The organism is Microbacterium sp. CGR2 (assembly GCF_003626735.1).
Taxonomy (GTDB): domain Bacteria; phylum Actinomycetota; class Actinomycetes; order Actinomycetales; family Microbacteriaceae; genus Microbacterium.
Genome location: NZ_RBHX01000001.1, coordinates 938793 through 964522 on the forward strand (window position 1 = coordinate 938793; position 25730 = coordinate 964522).

27 protein-coding genes are annotated in these 25730 nt (G+C 67.1%); 17 read left to right on the forward strand and 10 right to left on the reverse strand.

What is annotated here, in order from left to right:
* Positions 1-64: 64 nt before the first annotated feature.
* Positions 65-931, forward strand: coding sequence for a helix-turn-helix domain-containing protein (locus D7252_RS04790; protein WP_120774346.1), 867 nt, complete (start codon positions 65-67; stop codon positions 929-931).
* Here D7252_RS04790 and D7252_RS04795 read toward each other — a convergent pair.
* Positions 904-1383: a hypothetical protein gene (locus D7252_RS04795; RefSeq protein WP_120774347.1), complete on the reverse strand. Its 480-nt coding sequence runs from the start codon at positions 1381-1383 to the stop codon at positions 904-906. The two genes, D7252_RS04790 and D7252_RS04795, sit on opposite strands and share 28 nt — an antisense overlap.
* Positions 1384-1543: 160 nt before the next feature.
* Here D7252_RS04795 and D7252_RS04800 point away from each other — a divergent pair, with 160 nt between their 5' ends.
* Genes D7252_RS04800 through D7252_RS04810 form a run of 3 tightly spaced genes read left to right on the forward strand, consistent with a single transcriptional unit; the run spans position 1544 to position 3853 of the window.
* Complete coding sequence (locus D7252_RS04800; RefSeq protein ID WP_120774348.1) at positions 1544-2221, forward strand: DUF998 domain-containing protein; 678 nt, start codon at positions 1544-1546, stop codon at positions 2219-2221.
* 34 nt (positions 2222-2255) lie between these two features.
* The gene (locus D7252_RS04805; protein ID WP_120774349.1) at positions 2256-2624 is read left to right on the forward strand and encodes a YciI family protein; all 369 of its coding nucleotides are present in this window, start codon (positions 2256-2258) and stop codon (positions 2622-2624) included.
* On the forward strand, positions 2621-3853 hold the full coding sequence (locus tag D7252_RS04810; protein WP_120774350.1) for an RNA polymerase sigma factor: 1233 nt from the start codon (positions 2621-2623) through the stop codon (positions 3851-3853). Before D7252_RS04805 ends, D7252_RS04810 begins: the two co-directional genes overlap by 4 nt.
* 95 nt (positions 3854-3948) lie before the next feature.
* Here D7252_RS04810 and D7252_RS04815 read toward each other — a convergent pair whose 3' ends face one another.
* The gene (locus D7252_RS04815) at positions 3949-5112 is read right to left on the reverse strand and encodes a PLP-dependent aspartate aminotransferase family protein (protein WP_120774351.1); all 1164 of its coding nucleotides are present in this window, start codon (positions 5110-5112) and stop codon (positions 3949-3951) included.
* Between the two features lie 94 nt (positions 5113-5206).
* On the opposite strand from D7252_RS04815, the gene D7252_RS04820 reads away from it, so the two are divergent.
* The 3 genes from D7252_RS04820 (at position 5207) to D7252_RS04830 (ending at position 7187) form a co-directional block, all read left to right on the forward strand.
* Complete coding sequence (locus D7252_RS04820; protein WP_120774352.1) at positions 5207-5947, forward strand: AraC family transcriptional regulator; 741 nt, start codon at positions 5207-5209, stop codon at positions 5945-5947.
* Positions 5948-6072: 125 nt separating this feature from the next.
* Positions 6073-6801, forward strand: a complete 729-nt coding sequence (locus D7252_RS04825; protein ID WP_251050609.1) for a haloacid dehalogenase type II — start codon at positions 6073-6075, stop codon at positions 6799-6801.
* Between the two features lie 68 nt (positions 6802-6869).
* The gene (locus tag D7252_RS04830) at positions 6870-7187 is read left to right on the forward strand and encodes an NIPSNAP family protein (protein WP_120774353.1); all 318 of its coding nucleotides are present in this window, start codon (positions 6870-6872) and stop codon (positions 7185-7187) included.
* A 134-nt stretch (positions 7188-7321) separates the two neighbouring features.
* Here D7252_RS04830 and dnaB read toward each other — a convergent pair whose 3' ends face one another.
* Positions 7322-8695 carry a replicative DNA helicase gene (gene dnaB / locus D7252_RS04835; protein WP_120776809.1) on the reverse strand — a complete coding sequence of 458 codons (1374 nt, stop codon included), beginning with the start codon at positions 8693-8695 and terminating at the stop codon, positions 7322-7324.
* A gap of 671 nt (positions 8696-9366) precedes the next feature.
* Between dnaB and D7252_RS04840 the strand changes: the two genes are divergently transcribed.
* Positions 9367-10332, forward strand: a complete 966-nt coding sequence (locus tag D7252_RS04840) for a hypothetical protein (protein ID WP_251050611.1) — start codon at positions 9367-9369, stop codon at positions 10330-10332.
* 323 nt (positions 10333-10655) lie between these two features.
* On the opposite strand, the gene rplI is transcribed toward D7252_RS04840, so the two are convergent.
* The 4 genes from rplI to rpsF all read right to left on the reverse strand — a co-directional run bounded on the left by rplI (position 10656) and on the right by rpsF (position 12338).
* Positions 10656-11108, reverse strand: a complete 453-nt coding sequence (gene rplI, locus D7252_RS04850) for a 50S ribosomal protein L9 (protein ID WP_120774355.1) — start codon at positions 11106-11108, stop codon at positions 10656-10658.
* A gap of 11 nt (positions 11109-11119) precedes the next feature.
* Complete coding sequence (gene rpsR / locus D7252_RS04855) at positions 11120-11374, reverse strand: 30S ribosomal protein S18 (RefSeq protein WP_017829850.1); 255 nt, start codon at positions 11372-11374, stop codon at positions 11120-11122.
* A 68-nt stretch (positions 11375-11442) separates the two neighbouring features.
* The gene (locus D7252_RS04860) at positions 11443-11964 is read right to left on the reverse strand and encodes a single-stranded DNA-binding protein (RefSeq protein ID WP_120774356.1); all 522 of its coding nucleotides are present in this window, start codon (positions 11962-11964) and stop codon (positions 11443-11445) included.
* A 5-nt stretch (positions 11965-11969) separates the two neighbouring features.
* A complete protein-coding gene (gene rpsF / locus D7252_RS04865; RefSeq protein WP_120774357.1) occupies positions 11970-12338 on the reverse strand; it encodes a 30S ribosomal protein S6 in 369 nt (122 codons plus the stop codon).
* Between the two features lie 252 nt (positions 12339-12590).
* On the opposite strand from rpsF, the gene D7252_RS04870 reads away from it, so the two are divergent.
* The gene (locus D7252_RS04870) at positions 12591-13295 is read left to right on the forward strand and encodes a hypothetical protein (protein ID WP_251050613.1); all 705 of its coding nucleotides are present in this window, start codon (positions 12591-12593) and stop codon (positions 13293-13295) included.
* A gap of 56 nt (positions 13296-13351) precedes the next feature.
* Here the strand turns inward: D7252_RS04870 and D7252_RS04875 are convergent, their stop codons facing one another.
* Positions 13352-13954 carry a GNAT family N-acetyltransferase gene (locus tag D7252_RS04875; RefSeq protein WP_259461049.1) on the reverse strand — a complete coding sequence of 201 codons (603 nt, stop codon included), beginning with the start codon at positions 13952-13954 and terminating at the stop codon, positions 13352-13354.
* A 120-nt stretch (positions 13955-14074) separates the two neighbouring features.
* Between D7252_RS04875 and D7252_RS20315 the strand changes: the two genes are divergently transcribed.
* Both D7252_RS20315 and D7252_RS20320 read left to right on the forward strand, forming a co-directional pair.
* Entirely contained in the window at positions 14075-14692 is a 618-nt protein-coding gene (locus D7252_RS20315; RefSeq protein WP_251050615.1) for a hypothetical protein, read from the forward strand.
* A 111-nt stretch (positions 14693-14803) separates the two neighbouring features.
* Positions 14804-15193 (forward strand): hypothetical protein, encoded by a 390-nt coding sequence (locus D7252_RS20320; protein ID WP_251050616.1) that lies wholly within the window; start codon positions 14804-14806, stop codon positions 15191-15193.
* Positions 15194-15416: 223 nt separating this feature from the next.
* Here the strand turns inward: D7252_RS20320 and D7252_RS04885 are convergent, their stop codons facing one another.
* Positions 15417-16748 (reverse strand): GAF domain-containing protein, encoded by a 1332-nt coding sequence (locus tag D7252_RS04885; RefSeq protein WP_120774359.1) that lies wholly within the window; start codon positions 16746-16748, stop codon positions 15417-15419.
* 176 nt (positions 16749-16924) lie between these two features.
* On the opposite strand from D7252_RS04885, the gene D7252_RS04890 reads away from it, so the two are divergent.
* From D7252_RS04890 to D7252_RS04915, 6 genes are read left to right on the forward strand one after another with little or no spacing between them, the layout of a single operon-like run.
* Entirely contained in the window at positions 16925-17218 is a 294-nt protein-coding gene (locus D7252_RS04890) for a hypothetical protein (protein WP_120774360.1), read from the forward strand.
* A complete protein-coding gene (gene glgX, locus D7252_RS04895; protein WP_120774361.1) occupies positions 17215-19428 on the forward strand; it encodes a glycogen debranching protein GlgX in 2214 nt (737 codons plus the stop codon). The genes D7252_RS04890 and glgX overlap by 4 nt, the downstream gene beginning before the upstream one ends.
* Entirely contained in the window at positions 19425-21773 is a 2349-nt protein-coding gene (gene treY / locus D7252_RS04900) for a malto-oligosyltrehalose synthase (RefSeq protein ID WP_120774362.1), read from the forward strand. Before glgX ends, treY begins: the two co-directional genes overlap by 4 nt.
* Positions 21770-23512 carry a malto-oligosyltrehalose trehalohydrolase gene (gene treZ / locus D7252_RS04905; protein ID WP_120774363.1) on the forward strand — a complete coding sequence of 581 codons (1743 nt, stop codon included), beginning with the start codon at positions 21770-21772 and terminating at the stop codon, positions 23510-23512. The genes treY and treZ overlap by 4 nt, the downstream gene beginning before the upstream one ends.
* Positions 23513-23564: 52 nt before the next feature.
* The gene (locus tag D7252_RS04910) at positions 23565-23888 is read left to right on the forward strand and encodes a FitA-like ribbon-helix-helix domain-containing protein (protein ID WP_120774364.1); all 324 of its coding nucleotides are present in this window, start codon (positions 23565-23567) and stop codon (positions 23886-23888) included.
* Positions 23889-23898: 10 nt separating this feature from the next.
* On the forward strand, positions 23899-24267 hold the full coding sequence (locus D7252_RS04915; protein WP_183055177.1) for a PIN domain-containing protein: 369 nt from the start codon (positions 23899-23901) through the stop codon (positions 24265-24267).
* A gap of 31 nt (positions 24268-24298) precedes the next feature.
* On the opposite strand, the gene D7252_RS04920 is transcribed toward D7252_RS04915, so the two are convergent.
* Positions 24299-25726 (reverse strand): CCA tRNA nucleotidyltransferase, encoded by a 1428-nt coding sequence (locus D7252_RS04920; protein ID WP_120774366.1) that lies wholly within the window; start codon positions 25724-25726, stop codon positions 24299-24301.
* Positions 25727-25730 lie beyond the last annotated feature (4 nt).

Below are 25730 nucleotides of genomic sequence, written 5' to 3' on the forward strand. Positions count from 1 at the left end.
GAGACTACCAGCCGGGGTGCGCCACGCCCTGTCGGCAACGGCTCAGGACGGGCAAGCTGTCTCTATGGCGAACACCGAACTCGGACTCTTCCTCGCGGCCCGGCGCGCGGCGATCAGTCCGGATGCTGCGGGCATCCGGTGGAGCGGCGTGCGGCGGGTGCCCGGCCTCCGCCGCGAAGAGGTGTCGATCCTGGCCGGAGTCAGCGTCGACTACTACACGCGACTGGAGCAAGGACGGGAGGAGAACCCGTCGGCATCCGTCCTCAACGCGCTCAGCCGCGCGCTCGCGCTGCCCGCCGACGCCCGCGAGCATCTCTACCGACTGGCCGGGGCCGTCCCCTCCGCTGCCCCGACGCCCGCCGTCGAGCGGGTGGACCCCGCCCTGCAGCGGCTGATGGAGGCATGGCCGGACACCCCGGCGTTCGTGCTGAACCGGCGATTGGACATCCTCGCGCTCAACCCGTTGGCCCGGGCTCTGTATTCGGCGTTCGAGAAAACGGGCAACCTCGCGCGGATGGTCTTCCTCGACCGTGCCGCGGCCTCGTTCTTCGACGACTGGGATCGGTCGGCCGAAGCGAGCGTCGCCAACCTTCGGCTGACGCTCGGCTTCGACGCCCACGACAGCGCCACCTTCGAGCTGATCGACGAACTGCGGACCGGCGATCCGCGCTTCGCGGTGCTCTGGGCGCGGAACGACGCTCGGGGCAAGACGCAGGAGGCCAAGGTCTTCGTCCACCCGGAGGTCGGGCGTCTCACGCTCGAGTTCAGCGCCTTCGACGTTCGTAGCGCGCCCGGGCAGCAGCTGATCGTCTACCAGGCGGAACCCGCATCGGCATCTGGCGACGCTCTGCGATTGCTGGCGACGATCGCCGCCACGCGCGGGCCCCGCCCGGCGACATTCGGTCAGCGGCGCGTCATCGTCGACGCATAGCCGCCATCCCCTGGATACACCCACGCGCCGTCGAGCTGACGGTCGTCGTCACTGAACGTGCCGCGGAAATACGCCGGGCTGCCCTTCGCCCCTGCCCAGATCGTCAACGTATCGCCGTCCAGCTCGTAGACGTAGTCGAGCGTGTTGCCCATGGAGTCGTAGAACCGGGAGACGACGTCCGTTCCGACCGGCTCGCCGAATGGATGCAGCTGCCCGATCACTTCCATGCCTGTGATCGCCTGGCCGAACTGTTCCAGTTCGACGTGCTGCAGCAGGAAGAACCGTCCGGCCATCCACTCGTATCGAACGAGGCCTTCCGCGCCTCCGGTGATGGTCCACTCCCCGACGAGCCGGTCGAGCACGGTGACCGCACTGCTGGGCGTGGGCTGCTCGCCGAGGCCATACCCATCGATCTGCTCTGCCGACGTGTTCTCCAGCTGGTTGTCGTTCATGATGCGTCCTTTCGTTGGCGTCCCGGCGGGTCACCGTCACAGATACCTCGGAGCCCGATTCCCCCGATTGACATCCCGGCGGAGAAAGTCGATGTCAAGGTGCGGCATCCGGCTCCGAGGTATCTGTACACGTCGTATCCATCAACCTGAGGAGTACCCAATGAATGCGTTCCACATCACACCGGCGGTGACGGAGCCCAGCCGAGTCGAGACGTCGCGATCCCGTACCCGGACGCTGTTGATCGCAGGTGCGCTTGCCGGCCCGCTGTTCTACCTGTCGGCCATCGCGCAGATGCTCACACGACCAGGCTTCGACCTTCGCGTCCATCCGATCAGCCAGCTCTCGACGGGAGACCTGGGATGGATCCAGGTGGTCACCTTCGCACTGACAGGTCTCGGCCTGATCTGCCTGGCGGTCGGACACCGGAGAGTCGTGTCGAGCGGTCGTGGCCGCACAGCGATCCCCCTGTTCATCGCGATCGCGGGGATCGGCTTCATCGCCGCGGGCGTCTTCCCCCAGGATCCCGCCTACGGGTTCCCTCTCGGAACCGCTGACGGCCCTGCAGCGGAATCGTCGTGGCACGCGCTCGTCCATATGGGCGCGGCGATCCTGGCCTTCACCGCATTGGCGGTGGCTGCGGTGATCGCTCTCGTTCGTGCGATCAGCAATCGTCGCCCGCTCGCCGCCGTCGGCAACGGCATCGTCGCCCTCGCGCTGCTGGCTCCTGTCGTCCCCGATGTCGCCAGCATGCAGGTCGCCGTCACCGGGCTCTTCGCTTTCGGGTGGTGCACCCTCACGGCGACCACACTGCTGAAGTCGCCCATTGCCGCTCGATAGCCTGAACCCGCAGTCCGACTCAAGGAGAAGAACCATGAAATTCCTCATCCTCGGCTACACGCCGAGCAACAGCTGGGATGCCGCCACCGCGGACACGCCCACCGAAGACGCCCTCGCCGCATTCGCCGCCTACCAGGAGTTCGAAGCCGAGCTGCGCGCCAGCGGCGAATTCGTCAGCACGGAGGGCCTGGGACATCCGGCTCTGTCGACGACCGTGCGCAAAGCGGACGGGAGCATCGTCATCACCGACGGCCCGTTCGCCGAGCTCAAGGAAGTACTCGCGTCGTTCGCCGTCATCGAGGTGTCCGGCCTGGACCGCGCGAAAGACATCGTCGCAAGGATGGTGGAGATGCTCGGGGAGCCGATGGAGATCCGCCCCATCATGGGCGACGACTTCGCGTGACCGATCGCGCCGACGCGATCGAGCATCTGCTGCGCAGCGAGGCGCCGCAGGTGCTCGGCGCGCTGGTGCGCCGCTTCGGCCACTTCGACATCGCGGAAGAAGCGGTGCAAGACGCGCTTCTCGCCGCCAGCGCGCAATGGCGGAAGAGTCTCCCGGAACACCCTCGGTCGTGGTTGATCCGCGTCGCCTACCGTCGGATGGTCGATGCTCTCCGATCCGAGTCGGCGGATCGGAGACGCGCGGAAGAGTATTCGATCGCGGCATCGGCGTCCCCGTCGTCAGCCTCCGAGCACGACGACAGCTTGAACCTCTTGCTGCTGTGCTGTCATCCCGCACTGTCGCATGCGTCGAGAGTCGCCCTGACGCTGCGTGCGGTGGGCGGATTGACCACCGTGGAGATCGCGCATGCGTACGGGGTGACCGAACAGACCATGGCCGTGCGGATCAGTCGGGCGAAGCAGCAGATCCGCAAGGCCGGCGCCCGGTTCGAGTTCGCCGACGACGACGACCTTCCGGGCCGCATCTCCGCAGTCATGCGGGTGCTGTACCTGATCTTCAACGAGGGGTACACCGCAACGACCGGCGCGCAGCTCACGCGCACCGACCTGACGGCTGAAGCGATCCGTCTTGCCAGGCTCTTGCGCACACTCCGGCCCGACGATCCCGAGCCTGCGGCACTTCTCGCGCTCATGCTGTTGACGGATTCACGCCGCGCCACCCGCGCAACGCCGAGCGGCGAGCTCGTGCCGCTGGCGGATCAGGATCGTGGGCGCTGGGATGCGGGGATGATCGCGGAGGGATCTGAACTCATCCGTTCAGCGTGGTCTCGCGGCTCCGTCGGCACCTACCAGCTGCAGGCCGCCGTCGCCGCCGTCCACGCCTCTGCGCCGGTCGCCGCGGAGACCGATTGGCGCCAGATCGCAGTGCTCTACCTCGCGCTCGAACAGGTCGAGCCCAGCGGACCGGTCATGCTCGCGCGGGTCGTCGCCGTGGCCCACGCCTACGGCCCTGCACAGGCGAACGCTCTGCTCGAACAGCTCGACCGCGAACACGGGCTGCTCCAGCATCCGCTGACCCGGCACCGCGCGCATGCGATCCGTGCGCATCTCAATGAAGCGGCGGGAGATGAGACAGCGGCACGAGCCGATTTCCTTGCCGCGGCCGAGATGACCCAGAACGAACCCGAATCCCGGTATCTGTCTCGAAAGGCGGGCGGCGGGACCTCCTAGCCGCTTCCCGCCGCGGGGGGCGAAAGGTCGGAGCCACCGCGCACCTCACGGCCTAGCGGGTCGCGCCGCCCGGTGGGCCCCGCTTGCAACCACTGTCACGTGACCATTCCGGCGGCAGAGAAAGCGGAGTCGAGATCCTCGATCAGGTCCCCCGCGCTCTCCAGCCCAACGTGGAGCCGCACGAGGCGAGGGGCATCAGGAGCGCCGTCGTCCGCTCGGAGGTGATGGGGTTCAGCGGGCATGATCAGGCTCTCGAAACCTCCCCAGCTGGTCCCCAACCCGAAGAGCTGGAGGTGGTCGATGAACACCGCGAAATCCGCTTCCGAGCATGGCGGGAGCTCGATCGTGAACGGGCCGGCCGCTCCGGTGAACTGAGAACGCCAGAGTTCGTACCCCGGATCGCCCTCCAGCGCCGGAAAGAGGACGCGTCGGACGCCCGGGTGGTGCTGCATCCACACGGCCACAGTGAGCGCGCTCGCCTCATGGCGTTGCATCCGGAGGGCGAGAGTGCGCAGACCTCGGAGCGCGAGCCAGCAAGTGTCAGGCGCTGCGTGCGTGCCGTTGCGGTCGCAGTACTCGCGCACGCGCTCGAGCGCGTCGGATGAGCCGGTGACCAGACCGAGCAGCAGGTCGGAGTGGCCGTTGATGAACTTGGTTGCGGAGTGGACGGAGATGTCCACACCCAACGAATGAGCGTCGAAGAACACCGGGGTTCCCCAGGTGGAATCGGAGGCCAGCGGCACCCCGTGAGCATGCGCAGCCTCACTGATCGCGCGGATGTCGAGCATCTCCATGGTCAAGGACGCCGGCGTTTCGACGAAGACGAGTGAAGTGTCGTCACGCAGGAGCGCCGACAGGTCATCGTCACGCGCGAAGTACTCGACTTCCGTGCCGGCCGGTATGAGCTCACGGTCGCAGAACACTCGCGTCGGACCGTAGACGCCCGCGCTCACGAGAATATGACGCCCGGCCCCGGCGTGGGCGGAGAGGACGGCCGTGATCGCGGCGAGGCCGCTGCTGGTCGCGATGGCGGTCTCCGCCCGGGAGATCTCGGCCATCGCCTGCTGCAGCTCGAAAGTCGTCGTCGTGCCGGAACGACCGTATCGTGGCGCTGCGAACACGACGCCGCGCTGCGCTCGTCTGTAGTCGGTGAGAGAGGCGAACACGGTGGTCGACGTCCGGACCAGGGGTGGGCTGATCGCGTGAGCGGCGGCCGCAGTGGTGCGGCCGATTCGAGTCAGTCGAGTTTCGAAGTCCATTGCGCTTCTCCCTTCGTGGAACGGGACTGGCCCGGCCGCTGGAGTCCAGCCTGACGCGATACGCTGCGGCACGCTTTCGATAGAGTGACACTCCATGTCAGAAACTCGCCACGTTCGTGTCGCGCCGACCGAAACGCGCATCCTTGCGCGCGGCGCCGAGGCGACGCCGCACCGCCATGACGACCATCAACTCATCTACGCCAGCTCCGGTGTTCTCGAGGTCACCGTCCCGGACGGCATCTGGTTCACTCCGTCTGTGCGCGCGGTCTGCGTACCAGGTGGCACAGTCCACAGCTGGCAGGTCCATGGGGCCACCACGGTGCATCTCATCGGAATCCCCCGCCCGCTCTTTCCATCGACAGACAGTGCACCGACGCTCGTCGCCGTCGACGCCCTCGCTCGCGCACTGATGATCGCCTGCGCCGAGAACGGTCCCGCACACACTCCGGCGGAGCGGCGGCTCCTCCGGGTGCTCGTCGACCAGATCCACCCGGTGTCAGCGGCATCGACCATGATTCCGTCTCTCCGAGACGAGCGTCTGCAGAAGGTCCAGGCGATCGTCGAATCGGACATGACCGTAGCGCCCGGCCTTGCAGAGCTCGGGCCACAGGTTGGCGCGTCGGCGCGCACGCTCTCCCGCCTGTTTCGAGACGAGGTGGGAATGGCGTTTCCGGTGTGGCGGACGCAGTTGCGGTTGCACCGGGCGACGCTCCTGCTCGCCGCGGGGCGAACCGTCAGTCAGACCGCCGGCGCCTGCGGCTGGTCATCACCCAGTGCCTTCGTCACGACGTTCCGTCGGGCCTTCGGACAAACACCCGGGTCACTGTACCGATAGCGCAATCGAAATCTAGACTCGCCTGATGACCGCTTGGCGTTCCGACCGCTTCTTGTCGTGGCAGGATCGCACGGACGCGACCTGAGGCGATCCCGCCTCATCGACATTTGTCTCTACATCGACAGATGTCAGGACTCAGTAACTCGAGGGGCTCCATAGTGGATATCAATGAGATCGAGGCCGTCGTTTTCGACGTGCTCGGCACCCTCGTCGACGAGCCAGGCGGACTTCACACCGCGATCGGGGTAGCGGCGCCCCCGCTCAGCCATGCGGAGGTCGACGCGCTGGTCGCCGAGTGGCAACAGTATGTCGAGGCCGAACAGCGCCGCATGGCCCAGGGCACGCGCCGCTATGCCAACACCGAAGTCGTCGACTTCGAGGCCGCGCAGCGGGTGGCCAATCGAGTCGGCCTCACCGACCCGACGACGATTGCGACACTGGCGACGGCCGGCGAGCGCTTGACGCCGTGGCACGATTCGGTAGCGGCGCTCAAGCGACTTGCGCAGCGGTTCCCGGTGATCGGGCTGTCCAATGCCAGCTCTACGGCGCTGCTTCGACTCAGCGCCAACACCGGGCTCCCTTTGCAGCATGCACTCTCCGGCGAGAGCGTCTCCGCGTACAAGCCGGCCGCCGAGGTGTACCGGCTTGCCGTTGAGACTGCGAGGCTCCCTCCGCGACATGTTCTGATGGTCGCGGCACACGCGTGGGATCTCCGTGGCGCCCAAGCGATCGGCATGAGCACCGCGTACGTGGAGCGGCCGGGAGGAGACCCGCCGGCAGGCGTCGACGCCTTCGACTGGGAATTCGACGAACTGACCGATCTCGTCGACGCGCTCATGACCGCAGCGCGTTGACCTGAGCCCGCTCGGCAGCGCTGCAGCTTTCAGGTGCGGGACGCAGAAGGTCGCCGTATCGTGGCCACGTGATCACTTGCGTTGTGACGTACACGGTCGACCCCGTCCGCATCGAGGCATTCGAGGAGTTCGCCCAGGCATGGATGGAGCTCGTATCCCGGCATGGCGGCATCCACCACGGTTACTTCCTGCCCTCGGAGGGAAAGAGCGACGAGGCCTTGGCACTGTTCACCTTCCCGTCCTTCGCCGACTACGAGACGTACCGCGAGCGGTTCGGCATCGACCCGGAGTTCATCGCAGCAGACCGGATCCGCGACGACAGCGGATGCGTCATCCGCTACGAGCGCACCTTCATGCGCCCGCTGCTTCCCGACACCGCCCTCTGACGGCTCTCACTCCCGCCGAAGACGCCCACGGCGACGAGCAGTCCGGTGCGGAGCGCCCCCGCGGGTCTGCCGCAACCGTGACGGGCCATTGCTGGATACCGGGCGCTGCCGCTTTCTTCACGCGGAACCTGCACTCAGTTGAAGTCGCCACCAGGGGCCATGTCGCGGAACCGGGAGTAGTGACCCTGGAACGCCACCGTGATGGTCGCGGTCGGACCATTACGGTGCTTGGCGACGATGAGGTCGGCTTCTCCCGGACGCACGTCCTTGTCGTAGACCGAATCGCGGTGCAGGAGGATCACCATGTCGGCATCCTGCTCGATCGAGCCGGATTCACGCAGGTCGCTGATCGCGGGCTTCTTGTCTTGCCGCTGCTCGGGGCCACGGTTCAGCTGTGACAGTGCGATGACCGGAACCTGCAGCTCTTTGGCGATGAGCTTCAGGCTTCGCGAGAACTCCGACACCTCTTGCTGGCGAGACTCGACACGCTTGCCCGAGGTCATCAGCTGCAGGTAGTCGATGATGACCATGCGCAGACCTTCGCGCTGCTTCAGTCGACGGCATTTGGCGCGGATCTCGACGAGCGTCATGTTGGGGCTGTCGTCGATGTAGAGGGGGGCATCGTTGATGCGGCCGCGGGTCGCGGCGACGGTGGTCCAGTCGCGCGGGTCGAGCGTTCCCTTTCGCATGTTCTGCAGCGGGATGCCGCCCTCGGCACTGAGCAGACGCATGGCGATCTCGCTCTTGCCCATCTCGAGAGAGAAGAAGATCGAGGGGAAGTCGTGGCCGATGGATGCTGCGCGGGCGAAGTCGAGCGCGAGGGTCGACTTACCCATGGCGGGACGAGCGGCGACGACGATCATCTGACCACCGTGCAGGCCGTTGGTGAGATCGTCGAGTTCCTTGAAGCCGGTGGGGATGCCGGTCATCGAGCCGTCGCGCCCGTTCGCGGCCTCGATCTCTTCGATCGCCGCATCGACGGCGGTGGTGAGCGGAACGTAGTCTTCGGCCGTCTCGGTGCCGGTGACGGAGTAGATCTCCGCCTGGGCGTTGTTGACGATATCGGTGGCGTCGCCCTCACCCGCATAGCCGAGCTGCACGATACGCGTTCCCGCATCGACGAGTCGGCGGAGGATGGCACGTTCCGAAACGATGCCGGCGTAGTAGCCCGCGTTGGCCGCGGTCGGCACGATGGAGGTCAGTGAGTGCAGGTAGTCGGCGCCGCCGGCCCTGCCGAGTTCGCCCGTCTTGATGAGCTCGTCGGTGACGGCGACGACGTCAGTCGGCTCACCGTGTGAGTAGAGCGACAGGATCGCTTCGAAGATCAGCTCGTGCTTCGGCACGTAGAAGTCGGCGCCCTTGAGCGTCTCGATCACGTCGGCGACGGCATCCTTCGACAGCAGCATTCCACCGAGCGCGCTCTGCTCGGCGAGGAGGTCGTGAGGAGGGGTGCGTTCGGGGTGGCGCTGCCCGCCCATGCGCTCCTGCGAGATGTCCGCGATCGACACACTGTTCCCTTCGATGCGACGTTTCCGATGCGCCGCCTCGGTGGGCGGTGCCGTGCTGGTTCCGGTTGTTCGGCCGTCGTGCACAGCGAATCAGGAGCCCCCGACATTCGGTCGCTCGACCACGCTACGAGCGGCCCGACCAGCCTGCAACACAGCCTGTGGATAACCCTGTGGAGAGCGTGCGAACAAGATCGGAGAGTCTGTGCAGAACCTGTGTGGATAACTCCGTGGATGGCCGCCCCCGAGACTTTTTTAATCCCGTCTGACCTGGGCTTAGGTGTTTCTACAGGCTGTGGATGAGAACCTGCTTAAACAGGTGATTGAAGGTTGTTGCCTGTCGTGGGGACATGTGTAGAACTTGGGGAAAGTCAAGCCGAGATTTCTCCGGGCGAGTCTCGCCCTTGCACCAGCTACGTTCGTCGATAAGGGGCTGGACAATAGGCCATCCCGCGAGTAGCGTGCAGCCCATCGATCCCTGTGTGGGGTCGGTAAACGTTGCTTCTGAAGGGGGAGGGTGGCGTGGACACTCGGGCGACCTGACGCGGCAGTTCTGCCGTCGTCATCTGGGGTGGCCTCTGCGCGCTCATCTGGGCGGCCTTCACCGTTCTCTTCGGTGGCGGTCCGCTCACGCTGACGATCAGAAGGACGGTCCCCTCGAAGGGGTCACGACTTTGGTCAGCACGACTGTCACCGCGGTGACCGCGCCCGTGACGTCCCCGCCTCCGGCGCCGCCGGCTCCGCCACCCGCTGCAGCGCCGAAGGTCGTGAACGTCGTGGCGCCGGTCGTGAAAGCCCTCGCTCCGGTCGCGAAGACCGTCGTGGCGCCCGTCGTCGAAGCAGTGGCCGCTCCAGTGCAGCAAACAGCGCCGGCGGTCGTCGAGACCGTCACCGACACCGCGGCGAAGGTTCCGGTCGTCGCTCCCGTTGCGGCGCCGGTCGTAGAGGTGGTGACAGACACCGCTCAGGGCGTCGTCACGCCGATCGCGGAGGGAATCACCGACTCCCCGGTCTCTCGGATCACAGACCCGGTGCTCGACGCCGTCAGCGGCCTCCCTGTCATCGGGAAGGTCGTGGACGGCACGGGGGTCATCGATGTGGTGGACGAGGTCGTCGGCATCATCGACGACACCACGGAGGCGATCGGCGGGGTCATCGATGAGACCGTTCCGCCCGTGCTCGGCGGCGTGGACCCGACATCGCCCGACGGCTCCGACGGGGCGACGGGGCCGACCGCGCCCAACCCGAGTTCCGAGTCGCCCTCCGCTCACGACTTGCTCGCCATCCCATCCGTTCGCTCCGCTGCTGTCGTCTCAGGAAGCGCGTTCGCTTCGCTCGCCCCCGCGTCGACGTTCCAGGATGCAGGGACGATTCCCGCTCTTCTCGGCTCGATGTCCTCAGCGGATGCCGGTGCGGCACAGCTGCGAGACACGGCTGACCCGTCAGCTTCTCATGCCCCACCCGGGGCTCCGGTCTCCCCGACTTCCTCCGCCGGTCCCGGTGGAGCATCTGCCCATGCTCCCGCTCGCCTCAGCGACGTCGGCACGGATTCGCTCGGCGCCGGGGAACGCGTTCCCGGTGCATCCGACGACTCTTTGCCGGTGTCGCCGGTCTCCGGCACCGACGTCTCTCCTGACTGACTGACCGTCGCGCCGTCCTTTCTCATGGACGGCAGATGCTGTGCTGCGCGCGCACTCCACATCGCGCGCACCCATCGAGACTAGTGCCGGCGAGTAGACCGTCGTCTCCGGATGTTTCGGCAGCATTGGCGGCCGTCGCGCTGAACAGGGTGATCCCGCCGGCGATGAGCGTGCCCCACAGGGCCCGCTTCACAGATGTACGCATGATGATTCTCCTGACTGAACTGGGCGCAGCATGCAAGCTCGAGCGAGCACCCGGAAACGCCGAACGCCCCCTGTCCCGAAGGACAGAGGGCGTTCCGACAGGCGCAGTGCCGGTCGAATTACTTGGCGGCGACGACCTGCAGCGTGATGACTGCGGTGACGTCGTCGTGCAGACGAACAGTCGCCTCGTGATCGCCGACCTGCTTGATCGGCGCCGTGATGTGCACCTTGCGCTTGTCGATCGCGCCGATACCGGCAGCCGCGACAGCGTCGGCGACGTGCTCGGTCTTGACCGAACCGAACAGGCGACCCTCGGAGCCGGCCTTGACGGCCAGACGCACCTTGGTGCCCTCGAGAGCGTTCTTCAGTGCCACAGCGTCGTCGCGATCGTGGATCGCGCGTGCCTGACGCGCAGCCTGGATCGAAGCGACCTGCTTTTCGCCACCGCGGGTCCACGCCGTAGCGAAACCCTGGGGGATGAGGAAGTTACGGGCGTACCCGTTCTTGACCTCGACCACGTCACCGGCACTACCGAGCCCGGCGACCTCGTTCGTGAGAATCAGCTTTGCCATCTCGATACCCCTTACCGGCCAGCGCCAGCGTAGGGCAGGAGCGCCATTTCACGGGCGTTCTTGATCGCCGTGGCGATCAGACGCTGCTCCTGCACCGAGACACCGGTGATGCGACGGGCACGGATCTTGCCGCGCTCCGAGACGAACTTGCGAAGGGTGGCGACATCCTTGTAATCGATGACACCAACCCGGATGGACTTCGCGGGAGCGGTGGGCTTGCCACCCTTCCGCGGCTTGCGGCGGTCGCCGCTCGACTTTCCAGCCATTGTTTTTCCTTAGTGATGAGACGGATGCCGGCGCAGAGACAGGCTCTGCCGCCGGATCCAGAAGTTGATCAGAACGGGGTGTCGTCGCCGAAGCTGCCCGGAGTGCTCCAGGCATCTGCGCTGGTCGACGAGCCGGGCGTTGACCACGGCTCCTCCGACACCTGCTGCTGCTGAGCGGGACGAGACTGTCCGCCGCCGCCACCGGCACCGCCGGCACCGCCGGTCGAGGCCGCACGGGTGACCTGCGCGGTCGCGTACCGGAGCGAGGGGCCGATCTCGTCGACCTCCAGCTCGATCGCGGTGCGCTGGTTGCCCTCACGGTCCTGGTAGGAGCGCTGACGCAGACGGCCCTGCGCGATGACGCGCATGCCCTTCGTCAGCGAGCCCGCCACGTGCTCGGCGAACTCGCGCCAGACGGACGCGCGAAGGAACAGCGCATCGCCGTCCTTCCACTCGTTCGCGGCACGATCGAAGTTCCGAGGCGTCGAAGCGATGGTGAAGTTCGCCACCGGCAGCCCGTTCTGCGTGTAGCGCAGCTCGGGGTCGGCCGTGAGGTTGCCCACCACGGTGATGACGGTTTCGCCAGCCATGTTCCTTAGGCCTTCGCTGCCTTGGCGGCCTTGCGAGCAGCCTTCTCTTCGGAGCGCTTCGCCTCGAAGGCGACCATGGCCTGAGCCTCTTCCGAACGAAGGACCTTGGTGCGCATGATCTGCTCGTTCAGCTTCAGCTGACGGTCGAGCTCCTGCGTGGCCTCGCTGGTTGCGGTGAAGTTGACGACGGCGTAGATGCCCTCGTTCTTCTTCTGGATCTCGTAGGCCAGACGGCGCTTACCCCAGATGTCGACATTCTCAATCGAGCCACCATCGTTGGTGATGACCTTCAGGAACTTGTCGAGCGTAGGTGCGACCTGGCGCTCGTCGATCTCGGGGGTCAGAATGACCATGAGTTCGTACTGGTGCGTCACTTACCCACCTCCTTCGGACTAGAACGGCTTCCGGGGCTTTCCCGGAAGCAGGAGGGTGTGTGAACGTGTCGACCCGAGCAACCCGAATGGATGCCGGAAGGCAGACAACCTTGACAGTCTAGCCGAATACCCACCGCGACGCGCACATCCCTCGCGGGCAGCGCTGCGCGCCGCCTTCCTCGCACTCCTTTGGCATGCTGGAGGCATGCCCCGGTGACCGACATCGGGGCATACGACCGAAGGGGGGACGCCATGCGCGTCAACAAATTTGGGGTCGGCGTCGTTCTCGCCGCCTCCGTCCTGCTCACGGGCTGCGCGGCCGGAGGCTCTGACGAGCCGACCGAGGACAAGCCCAGTGGCGCCGCTCAGGAGGAGAGCGCAGCTCCGGCATCCGACTGCCCCGAACTGGCAGACGGCGCGACCATCGACGGCGCCGACCTCGGCACCTGCGTGGCCGACGCGATGTCCGACACGGCGGGCTACGCCGCCACGACCACCGTGATGGGCATGGAGACCACGGTCCGTTTCAACCCGGCTGAAGACGCCATCGCGTCCGAGTCACCCGCCGGCTCGCTCATCGTCATCGGCGAGGAGACCTGGGTGAAGTCACCGACCAGCGAGTGGCAGCCGGCCGACACGGAGTCCAGTGACCCGATCATCGCCGGCCTCAGCACCGGTGCCGCATCGGTGGCCAACGTCGACCCCTCGTCCGTCGCCGCCGGGATGACCGGTGAGTTCACGGTCGACGGTACGTCGGAGCGCCTCGGTCAGGAGGTCTTCCTGGTGAGCGGCACCGCCGAGCAGCAGGGCGTCTCGGTCGACGTCGTCTTCGAGGTCACCGCAGATTACGTCACCCTCGCATCGATCAGCTCGACGGAGGCCGAGGGCCAGCCGATCGAGGTCACCATGGAGATCACCGAGTGGGACGTGAAGCAGGACATCGTCGCACCCGTCTGATTCGACTCTGACACTGCGGGCCGGGGCTGCTGCCTTGGCCCGCAGTTGTTTCGTCGTCAGGACACCGCCGAGCCGGCCTTACCCGTGCCCGCGCTCTCGCGCCACTCATCTTCCAGCAGCGCGTAGACGAGCATCGTGGTCCACTCACCTTTGAACCATTCGCTCTCAACGAGGCGGGCCTCGCGGCGGAAGCCCAGGCGTTCCGCGACGCGCGCGGAGGACGCGTTCCGGTCGTCGAGCCGCGCGGTGATCCGATGCAGGCCCAGCCCGTCGAAGCCGATGCGGAGCAGCGCCTCGACCGCTTCGGTGGCATACCCGCGCCCGGCGAACCGCGGGTCGAAGATGTAGCCGACCTCACCCGAGCGGCTCTCCTCGCTGCGCCAGAACAGCACGACGTCCCCGACGAGCGTGCCCGTCGACCGCTCTTCGACGGCCAGGCACACGGCGTCGCCTTGCTGCGCGAAGCGAGTGGGTGCCCACGTCGTGGCGATCTTCTGCTCGACCTCCTGGCGGGACAGGGGTCCGTAGGGCACGTAGCGCACGACGTCGGCGACGGACTTGTACGCGTGCATCGCCTCGGCGTCGTCGAGAGTGATCGGACGAAGGTTCAGCCGTGGGGTCTGGATCGGGTAATCGGGAGCGTGGACCGTCTGCAGCACGGCTTCACTGTACGCCGGTAGCGTGGGCCGCATGGAGTGGATCGCGGGCACCGGAGCCGGAGACTGTTTGCGAGAGCGTCTCGACGCTCGTTCGACGACGACGCACACGGTCGTGAACCGATGACCACGCCGCACACACCGACCACTTTCGACTCCCGGCCGCTGACCGATCCGGTGGATCCGGCCGCGGTGCGGGCCTTCGCGGCAGAGCTGCGCGCGCGTCAGTCCACGGGGATCACCGCAGCGACGGTCATCGGAATCGTCGTCGCCGTCGTCGTCGGTGTCGTGATGATCCCCCTCTTCGTCTCGGTCGTGCTGGGTATCGCCTTCTCCAGCGGGTCCCCCGCTCTTGCCGCGATCCCGCTCGTGCTGATCGGACTGGTCCTGGCCGGCGTCGTGACGATGATCTGGATCGGAGTGCGCAACGCCAGAACCCGGCGTTACCGACTGAGCCGATTCGCCCAGGCCAACGGCATGACCTACGAGGGTCAGATCGCCGACCCTCCGCTGCCCGGGATGATCTTCAGCCTCGGTCGCTCCCGTCAGTCGACCGATCTGATCCGTGGCACGCGCCCCCGCTTCGTCGAGTTCGGCAACTACCAGTACACGGTGCAGTCGGGGAAGAACTCGACGACCTACCGCTGGGGATATGTGGCGGTGAAGCTCGACGTGCCGCTGCCGAACATCGTCCTCGACGCCAAGGGCAACAACGGCTTCGGCTCGAACCTGCCCGCATAGTTCCAGAAGGAGCAACGTCTGTCGCTGGAGGGTGACTTCGACCAGCACTTCACCCTGTACTGCCCTGTCGGCTACGAACGGGATGCGCTCTATCTCTTCGCTCCGGACATCATGGCGCGCTTCATCGACAACGCCGCCGAGCTCGATGTCGAGATCGTGGACGACTGGCTGTTCCTCTACACGCCCCGCAAAGTCTCGACGCTCGACCCGGCCACGTGGGCGTGGCTGTTCGGAGCAGTCGGTGCGCTGCTGATCAAGTTCGACCAGTGGGCGCGCTGGCGCGACGAGCGGTTGCTGGTCGAAAGACCGGATGCTGCAGCTACAGCATCCGGTCCCGCTCCGACGCGAGACCCACGGCTGCCGTTCGCGCCGCCCGTCGGCATGCTCACGCCGCCTCCCGGCGTCGCATCGGAAGGGCGCCGGCTGAAGCGCAGCGGAACGTGGTTGCCGATCGTGATCGTCATCGGCTTCGTCATCTTCTGGTTCTTGCGGATGCACTGAGCAGACGTCGCGACGCGGAGCCGATTGTGGGGGTGGGTGCTGGCTGGGGACCGAGCGCCCACCCCATCCCCCCTCGGGATCGAAAGAAGATCGACTCTCCCTCCGCATGACGGCTATCGCCGTCGCGCCGGCGATCAGCTGGGGACTGACAACGCGCGGCGCATAGCCAGATGGTATACCGGCGAACGTTGCACTCTGTTGCGTCTATGCGTCCGGATGGGTCTCACTCTGCGGCGAGGTGCTCGATCCACGTGACCAGAATGCTGCGCTTCGGCGAGCGTGCCGGCAGCATGCGCAACGCGAGCTGCAGCACCTCGAGATCGTCCCGACCGTCAGGGGTCTCCGCGTAGACCAGCAGCGCGTCGAGACTCGCCTCGGAAAGCATGGTCTCGCGGAGCGCGCCCCGAACGATCTCGCGGAACTCTTCGACACCGGGAGAGGTCGACTCGGGCAGCACCGGTCCGCGGTAGGCGCTGAGGGCCACGCGGTGCGCGCCGCGGTCGAGCAGCGACAGCACATCGTGAGCGTCCGTCGCCACCCGCACCGGCAGCCGGTACGGGCGGGAGTCCGGCACCAGGCCGGGCGCGGATCGCTCGAGCACCTTGCGCAGCCGCACCATCTCCGGGCGCAGGGTGTCGGTCGAGACGCCCTCTCCGTACACCAGTTGGCAGAGCCGCTCGGCCGACAGCCCCTCGCGGTGCACGGCGAGCATCAGCAGGATGGCGGCGTGCCTCGCGCTCAGCTCGATCAGCGACTCCTCGCGGTCGGACTGCGTCTCCAGCCGCGCCCGATCCCGGCCGAGAACATGCAGACGAGCGTGCGTCGTCGGCTGAGGCGGTGAGGCGGAGGGTGAGGGGGTGGTCCGGTGCTGTTCCTCGCGCCCGCGGAGTCGGGCGACCATCAGCTCCGCCTCGACGGTGCGGGCGGTGGCATCGACGAGCATGCGCGCCTGTGAGGTCACCACCTCCACACCACCGGTGATGTCGATGACGCCCAGCACGCGATTCGTCTCGGGGTCGCGCACCGGCGCGGCAGAGCACGACCAGGGGTGAACGAGTCGGTTGTAGTGCTCGGCTCCGCGGATCTGCACGGAATGCCCGAGGGTGAGGGCGGTCCCCGGGGCGCTCGTTCCGACAGCACCCTCGGACCAGTTCGCGCCGGCCACGAATCCCACGTCCTCGATGTGCGCCCGCAACCGACGGTCGCCTTCGATCCACATCAGCCGCCCTGCCTGATCACCGACCGCGACGACGACACCGCCGTCTTCATCGTCCCCCGGCAGCAGCAGGGCGCGAATGGTGTCCATGGCCGTCGCGAGCGGATGCGCACGCCGGTACTCGTCCAGCTCGTCACTAAAGAGATCGAGCGGCGGAACGCCGGTCGGTGCGACGCTCCCCCGCCAGGAACGCTCCCACGACGCGCGGATGAGCGGTCGCACCTCGTCCAACCGGTGGTCGCCCAGATTGCCGGCGATGAGCTGTTCCTGTGCGCGCTCGAGAAGAAGTCGCGATGCCTCGAAGGGCGACGCGCGCGGAACCTGCTCCGGTGCAGACACACTGTCTCCGATCGTCGAAGATGACGCGTGGTCTCAGTGTAGGAGCCGGATGCCGCGGGCGGAACCGGCTCATCCGCGACGATGTGTAGCGGTAAACACCGGACTTGGCAATATGGTTTCCACTTTTTCTGTCCCCTCCTAACGTGAGCAGCACCGCCACGACAAGGAGGCCTCCCATGGCTGTCAGAACCACCGCTCCGCCTCGGCCCGCCACCCATGAGGCCCACGGATCGGTCGTAACGGACGACGCCGAGCCGACGACGCACCACCTGGTCGACTTCGACCGCTATGTCGTCAGCCAAGACGGCCCGGTCGGGTACGTCGAGGTCGTGGCCCACGTGTTCGTCTGCTATCTCGGCCACCCGTACGCCAAAGCCGAGGAGATCGCTCAGGTACTGGACTTCGAGCGCGCAGTGCAGATCGTGGCTGGACGAGCGAGGGCCGCACGGCGGCATAAGCTCGCCACATGAGTCTCGAGACCTGGCCTGGATCGGCATACCCGCTCGGAGCGACCTTCGACGGACAGGGCACCAATTTCGCCCTGTTCAGCGAGGGCGCAGAACGGGTGGAATTGTGCCTCTTCGACGATGACGGCGGTGAGCAGCGTGTGCCGCTCACCGAGTTGGACGCTTTCGTCTGGCACGCGTACCTGCCCTCGGCGCAGCCGGGGCAGCTGTACGGCTACCGCGTGCACGGCCCGTTCGACCCCGCACAAGGCAAGCGGTTCAACCCCAACAAGCTGCTCCTCGACCCTTACGCCAAGGCTGTCGCCGGTCGCATCGAATGGGGCCAGGCCCCGTTCGGATACAACTTCGGCGAGCCCGATTCACGCAACGACGACGACTCGGCGTCGTCGATGGTCAAGGGCGTCGTCGTCAATCCCTACTTCGAGTGGAACGGCGACCGACTCCCCAAGACGCCGTATGCGCAGACCGTGATCTACGAGGCGCACGTGAAGGGCCTCACCGAGCGGCATCCGGGCGTTCCGGAGGAGTTGCGCGGGACGTACGCCGGTATCGCGCATCCCGCGGTCATCGACCATCTCGTCCACCTCGGAGTGACCGCACTCGAACTGATGCCGGTGCACCAGTTCGTCAACGATTCGGTGCTCGAGGACAAGGGCCTGTCGAACTACTGGGGATACAACACCCTCGGGTTCTTCGCACCTCACAGCGGCTACTCCTCCAGTGGCGAGCACGGGCAGCAGGTGCAGGAGTTCCGCGCCATGGTGCGCGCACTGCACAGCGCCGGCATCGAGGTCATCCTCGACGTCGTCTACAACCACACGGCGGAGGGAAACCACCTCGGGCCGACGATCTCCATGCGCGGCATCGACAACGAGGCGTACTACCGCCTCGAGGAAGACCGCCGGTACTACACCGACTACACCGGCACGGGGAACAGCCTCAACGCCGGCAGCCCGCACGCCCTGCAACTCCTCATGGACTCGCTGCGCTACTGGGTCACCGAGATGCACGTCGACGGCTTCCGCTTCGATCTCGCTTCGACTCTCGCCCGCGAGTTCTACGACGTCGACCGGCTCTCGACCTTCTTCGAGCTCGTGCAGCAGGACCCGATCGTGTCGCAGGTGAAGCTCATCGCCGAGCCCTGGGACGTCGGTCCCGGCGGATATCAGGTCGGCAACTTCCCGCCGCAGTGGACCGAATGGAACGGCAAGTACCGTGACACGGTTCGGGATTTCTGGCGCGGAGAGCCGCAGGCTCTCGGTGAGTTCGCCTCTCGCCTCACCGGCTCGGCAGACCTGTACGAGCATTCCGGGCGTCGCCCCGTCGCGTCGATCAACTTCGTCACCGCGCACGACGGCTTCACATTGCGCGACCTCGTCTCGTACAACGAGAAGCACAACGAGGCGAACGGCGAGGACAACCGCGACGGAGAATCCCATAACCGCTCCGACAACATGGGCGTGGAGGGGCCGACGGACGACGAAGCCGTGAACCGGCGTCGTGCCCGCCAGCAGAGGAACTTCCTGGCCACCCTCCTCCTCTCGCAGGGTGTGCCGATGATCTCGCACGGCGACGAACTCGGACGCACTCAGGGCGGCAACAACAACGGGTACGCGCAGGACAACGAGACGACCTGGATCGATTGGGATGCCGCTGACCTGCCCCTCGTGGAGTTCACGGCGGCCGTGGCGCGGCTTCGCAAACTGCATCCGACCTTCCGGCGCAGCCGATTCTTCAACGGTCGTCCGGTGGTCGTGGAGGATGGCGAGCGCATTCCCGACGTGGTCTGGCTCCGGCCGGACGGGAGCCCGATGACGCCCGAGGACTGGGATTCCGGCTTCGGACGACTGGTCGGGATGTTCCTCAACGGACAGGGGATCCGCGAGAAGGATCTGCGCGGGCGCCCCGTCACGGATGTGAACTTCATCGTCTACTTCAACAGCGGAGATGAGCACGTGGACGTGACGCTGCCCGATGCCCGGCACGGCGACCGCTGGCACGTCGCGGTCGATACGGCGGGTGAGATGGCGGACGGATCTGAATTCGGGGCGGCCGCACCGTTGACCGTCGCCGGGAAATCTCTCCTGGTGCTGCAGGAAGTCGACGGCGTCGAGCCGTCGACGGACGATTCGGTCGACGCATCCCTCCGCGTGCAGGTCGAGCAGTCCGAGGGCGTCGCGCCCGCGCCGAAGGCGGAGCATCCGACCTCATGACCCGGCGTCCCGACTCGACTTATCGGCTGCAGATCAGCGCGCAGTTCACCCTCGACGACGCGGCCTCGGTCACGGAGTACCTGCGCGACCTCGGGGCGAGCTGGGCCTACCTGTCTCCGCTCCTGGCGGCCGTCCCGGGGTCGAATCACGGGTACGACGTCGTGGATCACTCGCGCGTCGACGAGGAGCGCGGTGGCGCGGACGGCCTGGAGCGGTTCACTGCAGCCGCCCGCACCGCGGGCCTCGGCATCCTGGTCGACATCGTGCCCAACCACGTCGGTGTCGCCGTGCCCCGTCTGAATCCGTGGTGGTGGGAAGTGCTGCGCCTCGGGCGCGAGTCCCGGCACGCGGTCGCGTTCGACATCGACTGGGAGGCGGCGAACGGCCGCCTGCGGCTGCCGATCCTGGGCGGTGAGCCGCAGGAGACGATCGCGCGCGGAGAGCTCGTCGTCGACACGACTCCGGCCGACGACGCTCCGGACGGCACCCTGACCTACTTCGATCACGTGTTGCCTCTGGCGCCCGGATCCGGCGACCACGCCGACGACCTGCCGGCGCTCCTCGCAGCACAGCACTACGAGTTGCAGTACTGGGAGAAGCAGAACACCGAGCTCAACTACCGCCGGTTCTTCGCGGTGGTCGAGCTCGCCGGCATCCGTGTCGACCTGCCGGACGTCTTCGCCGAATCGCATCGAGAGATCGTTCGGTGGGTGCGCGACGGCCTCGCCGACGGCATCCGCGTGGACCACCCTGACGGTTTGGCCGACCCGGCGGGATATCTGGAGCAGTTGGCGGATGCGACGGGCGGGGTCTACACCCTGGTCGAGAAGATCCTCGAGCCGGGCGAGCCGTTGCCCTCGTGGTGGCGCACCGACGGCACGACCGGATATGACGCCCTGGCCGAGATCGACCGCGTGCTGGTCGATCGCGACGGCCTGGAGGAACTGACGCGTCTGGATTCGCAGTTGCGCTCCCAGACCGGACTCCCGGAAGCTCTGGATTGGCCCGACCTCATCCACGCCACCAAGCGCATGGTGGCCGACGAGATGCTCGGCTCGGAGGTGCGCCGCCTCATCCGGACCCTCCCGCGCGGGGTGGTTCAGGCAGAGGATGCTCTCGCCGAGCTTCTGGCCGGCTTCCCCGTCTACCGGTCGTACCTCCCGGAGGGGCTCGCTCATCTGCAGCATGCCTTCGCTGAAGCGCGGCGGCGGCGGCCCGACCTCGAGGCGGCGTTCGCGGATCTCGAACCGCTGCTCTCGGACCCTTCTCTCGAGGTCGCGCAGCGGTTCCAGCAGACCAGCGGCGCCGTGATGGCGAAAGGAGTGGAGGACACCGCGTTCTACCGGTTCACCCGCCTGGGTTCGCTGACCGAGGTGGGTGCCGATCCGTCGATCGCTGCGCTCTCCGTCGACGAGTTCCACGAAGCGCAGGCCGCGCGCCTCGCGGCCTGGCCTCATTCGATGACCACCCTGTCGACGCACGACACCAAGCGCTCCGAGGACGTGCGGGCGCGACTGGCGGTGCTGTCGGAGATCCCTGAGCGGTGGGCCGAGGTCCTCGGTCAGCTGCGCGGGGTCGCCAGCACGGGGCATGGCCCCCTGGACGCACTGATCTGGCAGGCCGCGGTCGGCGCGTGGCCGCTGTCATCGGAGCGCCTGATCGCCTACGCGACGAAGGCCGCCCGCGAGGCGGCGGAGTCGACGACGTGGCAGCATCCGGATGCGGACTTCGAGGCGGGTCTCGCCGAGATCGCACGCTCGATCGAAGGAGACGCGCGCGCGGTCCTCGACGGCTTCGTCGCCGAGATCGTGGATGCCGGACGCTCCAACTCGCTGTCGGCGAAGCTGCTGCAACTCACCGGCCCCGGAGTGCCGGACGTCTACCAGGGCTCCGAACTCTGGGACCTGTCTCTCGTCGATCCCGACAACCGTCGGCCGGTCGATTTCGCCGCACGGGCACGGCTGCTGTCGGAGCTCGATGCGGATCTCACGCGCGGAGTCCTCCCGCCGATCGACGACTCGGGGCGGGCCAAACTCCTCGTCACTTCACGCGCTCTGCGCCTTCGCCGCGACAACCCCGAACTCTTCCGCATCCATCGCGCTGCGGTCGTCGAGGGTTCGGCCGCAGCGCACGCGGTCGCCGCCCATCGCGGGGGTGTGACGGCTGTGTCGACGCGGCTCCCGGTCGGGTTGGTGCACCGTGGCGGCTGGGGGGACACGATCCTGATGCGCGCGGATGTGGCGGGGATCGATGTTCTCACGGGGCGCAGGATCGAACCGGGGCCTGTCCGTCTGGCCGATCTGCTCGCGACGTACCCGGTGGCGTTGATCGAGGACGCACGATGATCGAGGTCTGGGCTCCGAAGGCCCGACGGATGCGTGTGCGGCGGCTCGGTGAAGAGGGCGCGACAGTCGAGGAGCGGGATCTGGACTCCTCGGCCGACGGCTGGTGGCGCAACGACCTCACCCTGGCCGAGGGGGATCTGTACGGATTCCTCATCGACGACAGCGACCAGCTGCGACCCGATCCGCGGTCCCGACGCCAACCCGACGGTGTGCACGGACCGTCGGCCGTCTTCGATCCGGATGCGTTCTCGTGGACCGACCAGGCCTGGACCGGTCGTCAGCTCGCGGGCGGGCTGATCTACGAACTGCACACCGGCACCTTCACGCCCGGGGGAACGCTGGACTCCGCCGTCGAACGCCTCGATCATCTGGTCGACATCGGGGTGACCCACGTGGAGCTTCTGCCCGTGAACGCCTTCAACGGGCAGTGGAACTGGGGATACGACGGGGTGCTCTGGTACGCGGTGCACGAGGGCTACGGCGGACCGCGGGCGTACCAGCGGTTCGTCGACGCGGCCCATGCACGCGGGCTCGCCGTCATCCAGGACGTCGTCTACAACCATCTGGGCCCGAGCGGCAACTACCTGCCCGAGTTCGGCCCGTATCTGCGCGAGGGCAGCGACACCGGATGGGGCGAGTCGGTCAACCTCGCCGAACCGGCCGTCCGGGAGTTCATCCTCCAGAACGCTGCGATGTGGCTGCAGGACCTGCACGTCGACGGGCTGCGGCTGGATGCCGTCCACGCGCTGCACGACGAAGGGCCGGTGCACATCCTCCGCGAGCTCGCCGAGCGGACCGACGCGCTCTCGGCGCAGTCGAACCGGCCGCTCACGCTCATCGCCGAGTCGGACATGAACGACCCGACCCTGATCCTGCCGCGGGAAGCAGGCGGCTACGGACTGACTGCGCAGTGGTCCGATGACTGGCACCACGCCGTGCACGTCGCCCTCACCGGCGAGACCGTCGGCTACTACGCCGACTTCGCGGCCCCGGATGCCGTCGCCAAGGTGTCCGAGAGTGGGTTCTTCCACGACGGAACGTTCTCTTCTTTCCGCGGTCGGACGCACGGCAAGCCGATCCCCGCGGAGGTGCCGGCCTGGCGGCTGGTGACCTTCGCGCAAGATCACGATCAGATCGGGAACCGTGCCGCAGGCGACCGTCTGTCGGCGACGCTCTCGATGGATCGGCTGGCTGTGGCCGCCGTCCTCACGCTGACCGCTCCGGGAACACCGATGCTCTTCATGGGCGAGGAGTGGGGCGCGTCGACTCCGTGGCAGTTCTTCACCTCGCACCCAGAGCCCGAGCTCGGCCGCGCCGTCTCGGAGGGGCGCATGGGTGAGTTCGCCCGGATGGACTGGGACACCGACGCGGTGCCCGATCCTCAGGACCCGGCGACCTTCGAGCGCTCGCACCTCGACTGGAGCGAGCTCGACGAGGCGGATCACGTTCGCCTGCTGGCGTTGTACCGAGACCTCGCGGCGCTGCGGCGGGCGCATCCGGAGCTGACCGACCCCGATTCGACTCGCACGTCGGTGACCGTGCGGGAATCGGACGGCGCGCCGGATTCCCGCGTCTACCGGATCGATCGTGGCGCGCTGTCCGTGCTCGTGAACCTCTCATCCGAACCGGTGGAGTGCACGGTCACCGCGGATGCAGCGGTGGTGCTGTCGACCAAGCCCGTCGACGTCGCGTCGGGTCGTCTGGTGTTGCCGGCAGAATCGGCCGCCATCCTCCGCTGATCTTCCCTCGCCAACCCCAGCCTGCTAGCATTCTGCTGTCAGGAGGTGCGACGTGGCCACGGTTACCATTCGGAATCTGAGCGATGAGGTCGTCGACGCCCTCAAGACGCGCGCTCGACGGAACTCGCGGTCAATGGAGGCGGAAGCGCGCGAGGCGTTGACGAGGCTAGTGGACAGCGGTGACGGCGAGAGCGGCGTCGAGTCGCTTGTGGCCCAGTCCCGACTCCGATGGTCGGTTCCTTGGAGTGAGGTAGCGGCACGGCTCGCGCAGAGTCCCGCGCCCGACGTCGACGGCGAATCGTGGCTCGCTGACATCCGCGATGATGGCGACGTCGAGGACTTCGGGGACCCCTGGGAGCACCGTGCTCCTGCTTGACACTTCAGCCTTGATCGACCTTCCACGCGTCCATGTCCCCGAAGAGCCCATCTCTCTCAGCGTCATCACGTATGCAGAACTGAGTTTTGGGATCGAACAAGCCGCGACTGCTGAGGAGCGGCGCCAGCGTACGGCGCGGCTTGCATGGCTTCGGGACACCCTCAAGACCGAATGGTTGCCGTTCGACCGCGCCGCCGCGGACGGCTACGCCCGGCTAGCAGCGCTCGTCGCGCCCCGGCGCCCCGGCCACGCGCGGAGCAAGGACATCATGCTCGCAGGCCATGCTCTGTCGATCGGGGCGAAGCTCGTCACGTTCAACGCCAGAGACTTCGAACTCATCGCGGGCGAGGTGGAGATCGTCGTGCCCGAGCTCCGTTGACTCCGCCGGCTCGCCCTGCGTGGCTGCTGCCTCAGCTGCGCGCGGCCCACCACTCGCGCAGACGCTCTTCGGCGGCTTCCGCTCCCAGCACGCCTTCGTCCAACCGCAGCTCCAGCAGGAATCGATAGGCCTCGCCCACCTCGCGCCCCGGCTTGATACCCAGCACCTCTTGGATGCGGTTGCCGTCGACCTCGGGCCGGATGGAGTCGAGCTCCTCCTGCTCGCGGAGAGCGGCGATGCGCGACTCGATGTCGTCGTAGGCGCTCGAGAGGCGGTGCGCCTTCCGCTTGTTCCGGGTCGTGACGTCCGCACGGGTGAGGATGTGCAGCCGCTCCAGCAGATCGCCCGCATCGCGCACGTAACGCCGCACCGCGGCATCCGTCCATGTTCCCTCGGCGTAGCCGAAGAAGCGCAGGTGGAGTTCGATGAGGGTGGCGACGGCATCCGTCGTGTCGGTGTCGAAACGCAGGGCCTGCAGCCGCTTGCGCGCCATCCGCGCGCCGACGATGTCGTGGTGATGGAAGGTGACCACTCCCCCGTCTTCGAGCTTGCGGGTGCGGGGCTTGCCGATGTCGTGCAGGAGGGCGGCGATGCGCAGCGGAACGTCCGGGGCCGCGTCGGGATGCCGGGAGTGCTCCAGGGAGATCGCCTGGGTCAGGACGGTCAGTGAATGCTCGTAGACGTCTTTGTGGTGGTGGTGCTCATCGACCTCGAGCCGCAGGGCGCTCACCTCGGGGAGGAACTCCTCGATCAGTCCGGTCTCCACGAGTACGCGGATGCCGCGCACCGGATCATCGGTCTGCATGAGCCGCACGAGCTCCGACTGGATGCGCTCCGGGCTCACGATCTCGAGCGTCTTGCGCAGCTGCTCGATCGCGTCGAAGGTCTCGTCCTCGACGCGGAAACCGAGCTGCGCGCTGAAGCGGGCGGCACGCAGCATCCGGAGCGGATCGTCGCCGAACGAGATCCGAGGGTCGGCGGGGGTTCGCAGGACTCCGGCGATGAGGTCTTCGACGCCGCCGGTCGGATCGACGAGCTTCACGGCCGGCACCTGCAGCGCCATCGCGTTGACCGTGAAGTCGCGGCGGACGAGGTCGCCCTCGATCGCGTCACCGAACTCGACGGTCGGCTTGCGGGTCACACCGTCGTAGCTGTCGGCCCGGTAGGTGGTGATCTCGGCCTGCTCGCCCTGCACGCGGGCGCCGATCGTCCCGAAGGCGCGGCCGATGTCCCACTGCGCGGTCGAGACCGGCTTCACGATGGCCAGGATCTCGTCGGGCGACGCGTTGGTGGTGAAGTCGAGGTCATGGATCGCGCGTCCGAGCAGAGCGTCGCGCACCGGACCGCCGACCACGGCGAGGTCGAATCCGGCCTCGGCGAACGACGTGGCAAGGGTGCGGACGACCGGGTGCTCGGCGAGCGCGCCGAGACGGACGAGGCCATCGGCCATGTTGAGCATGGGT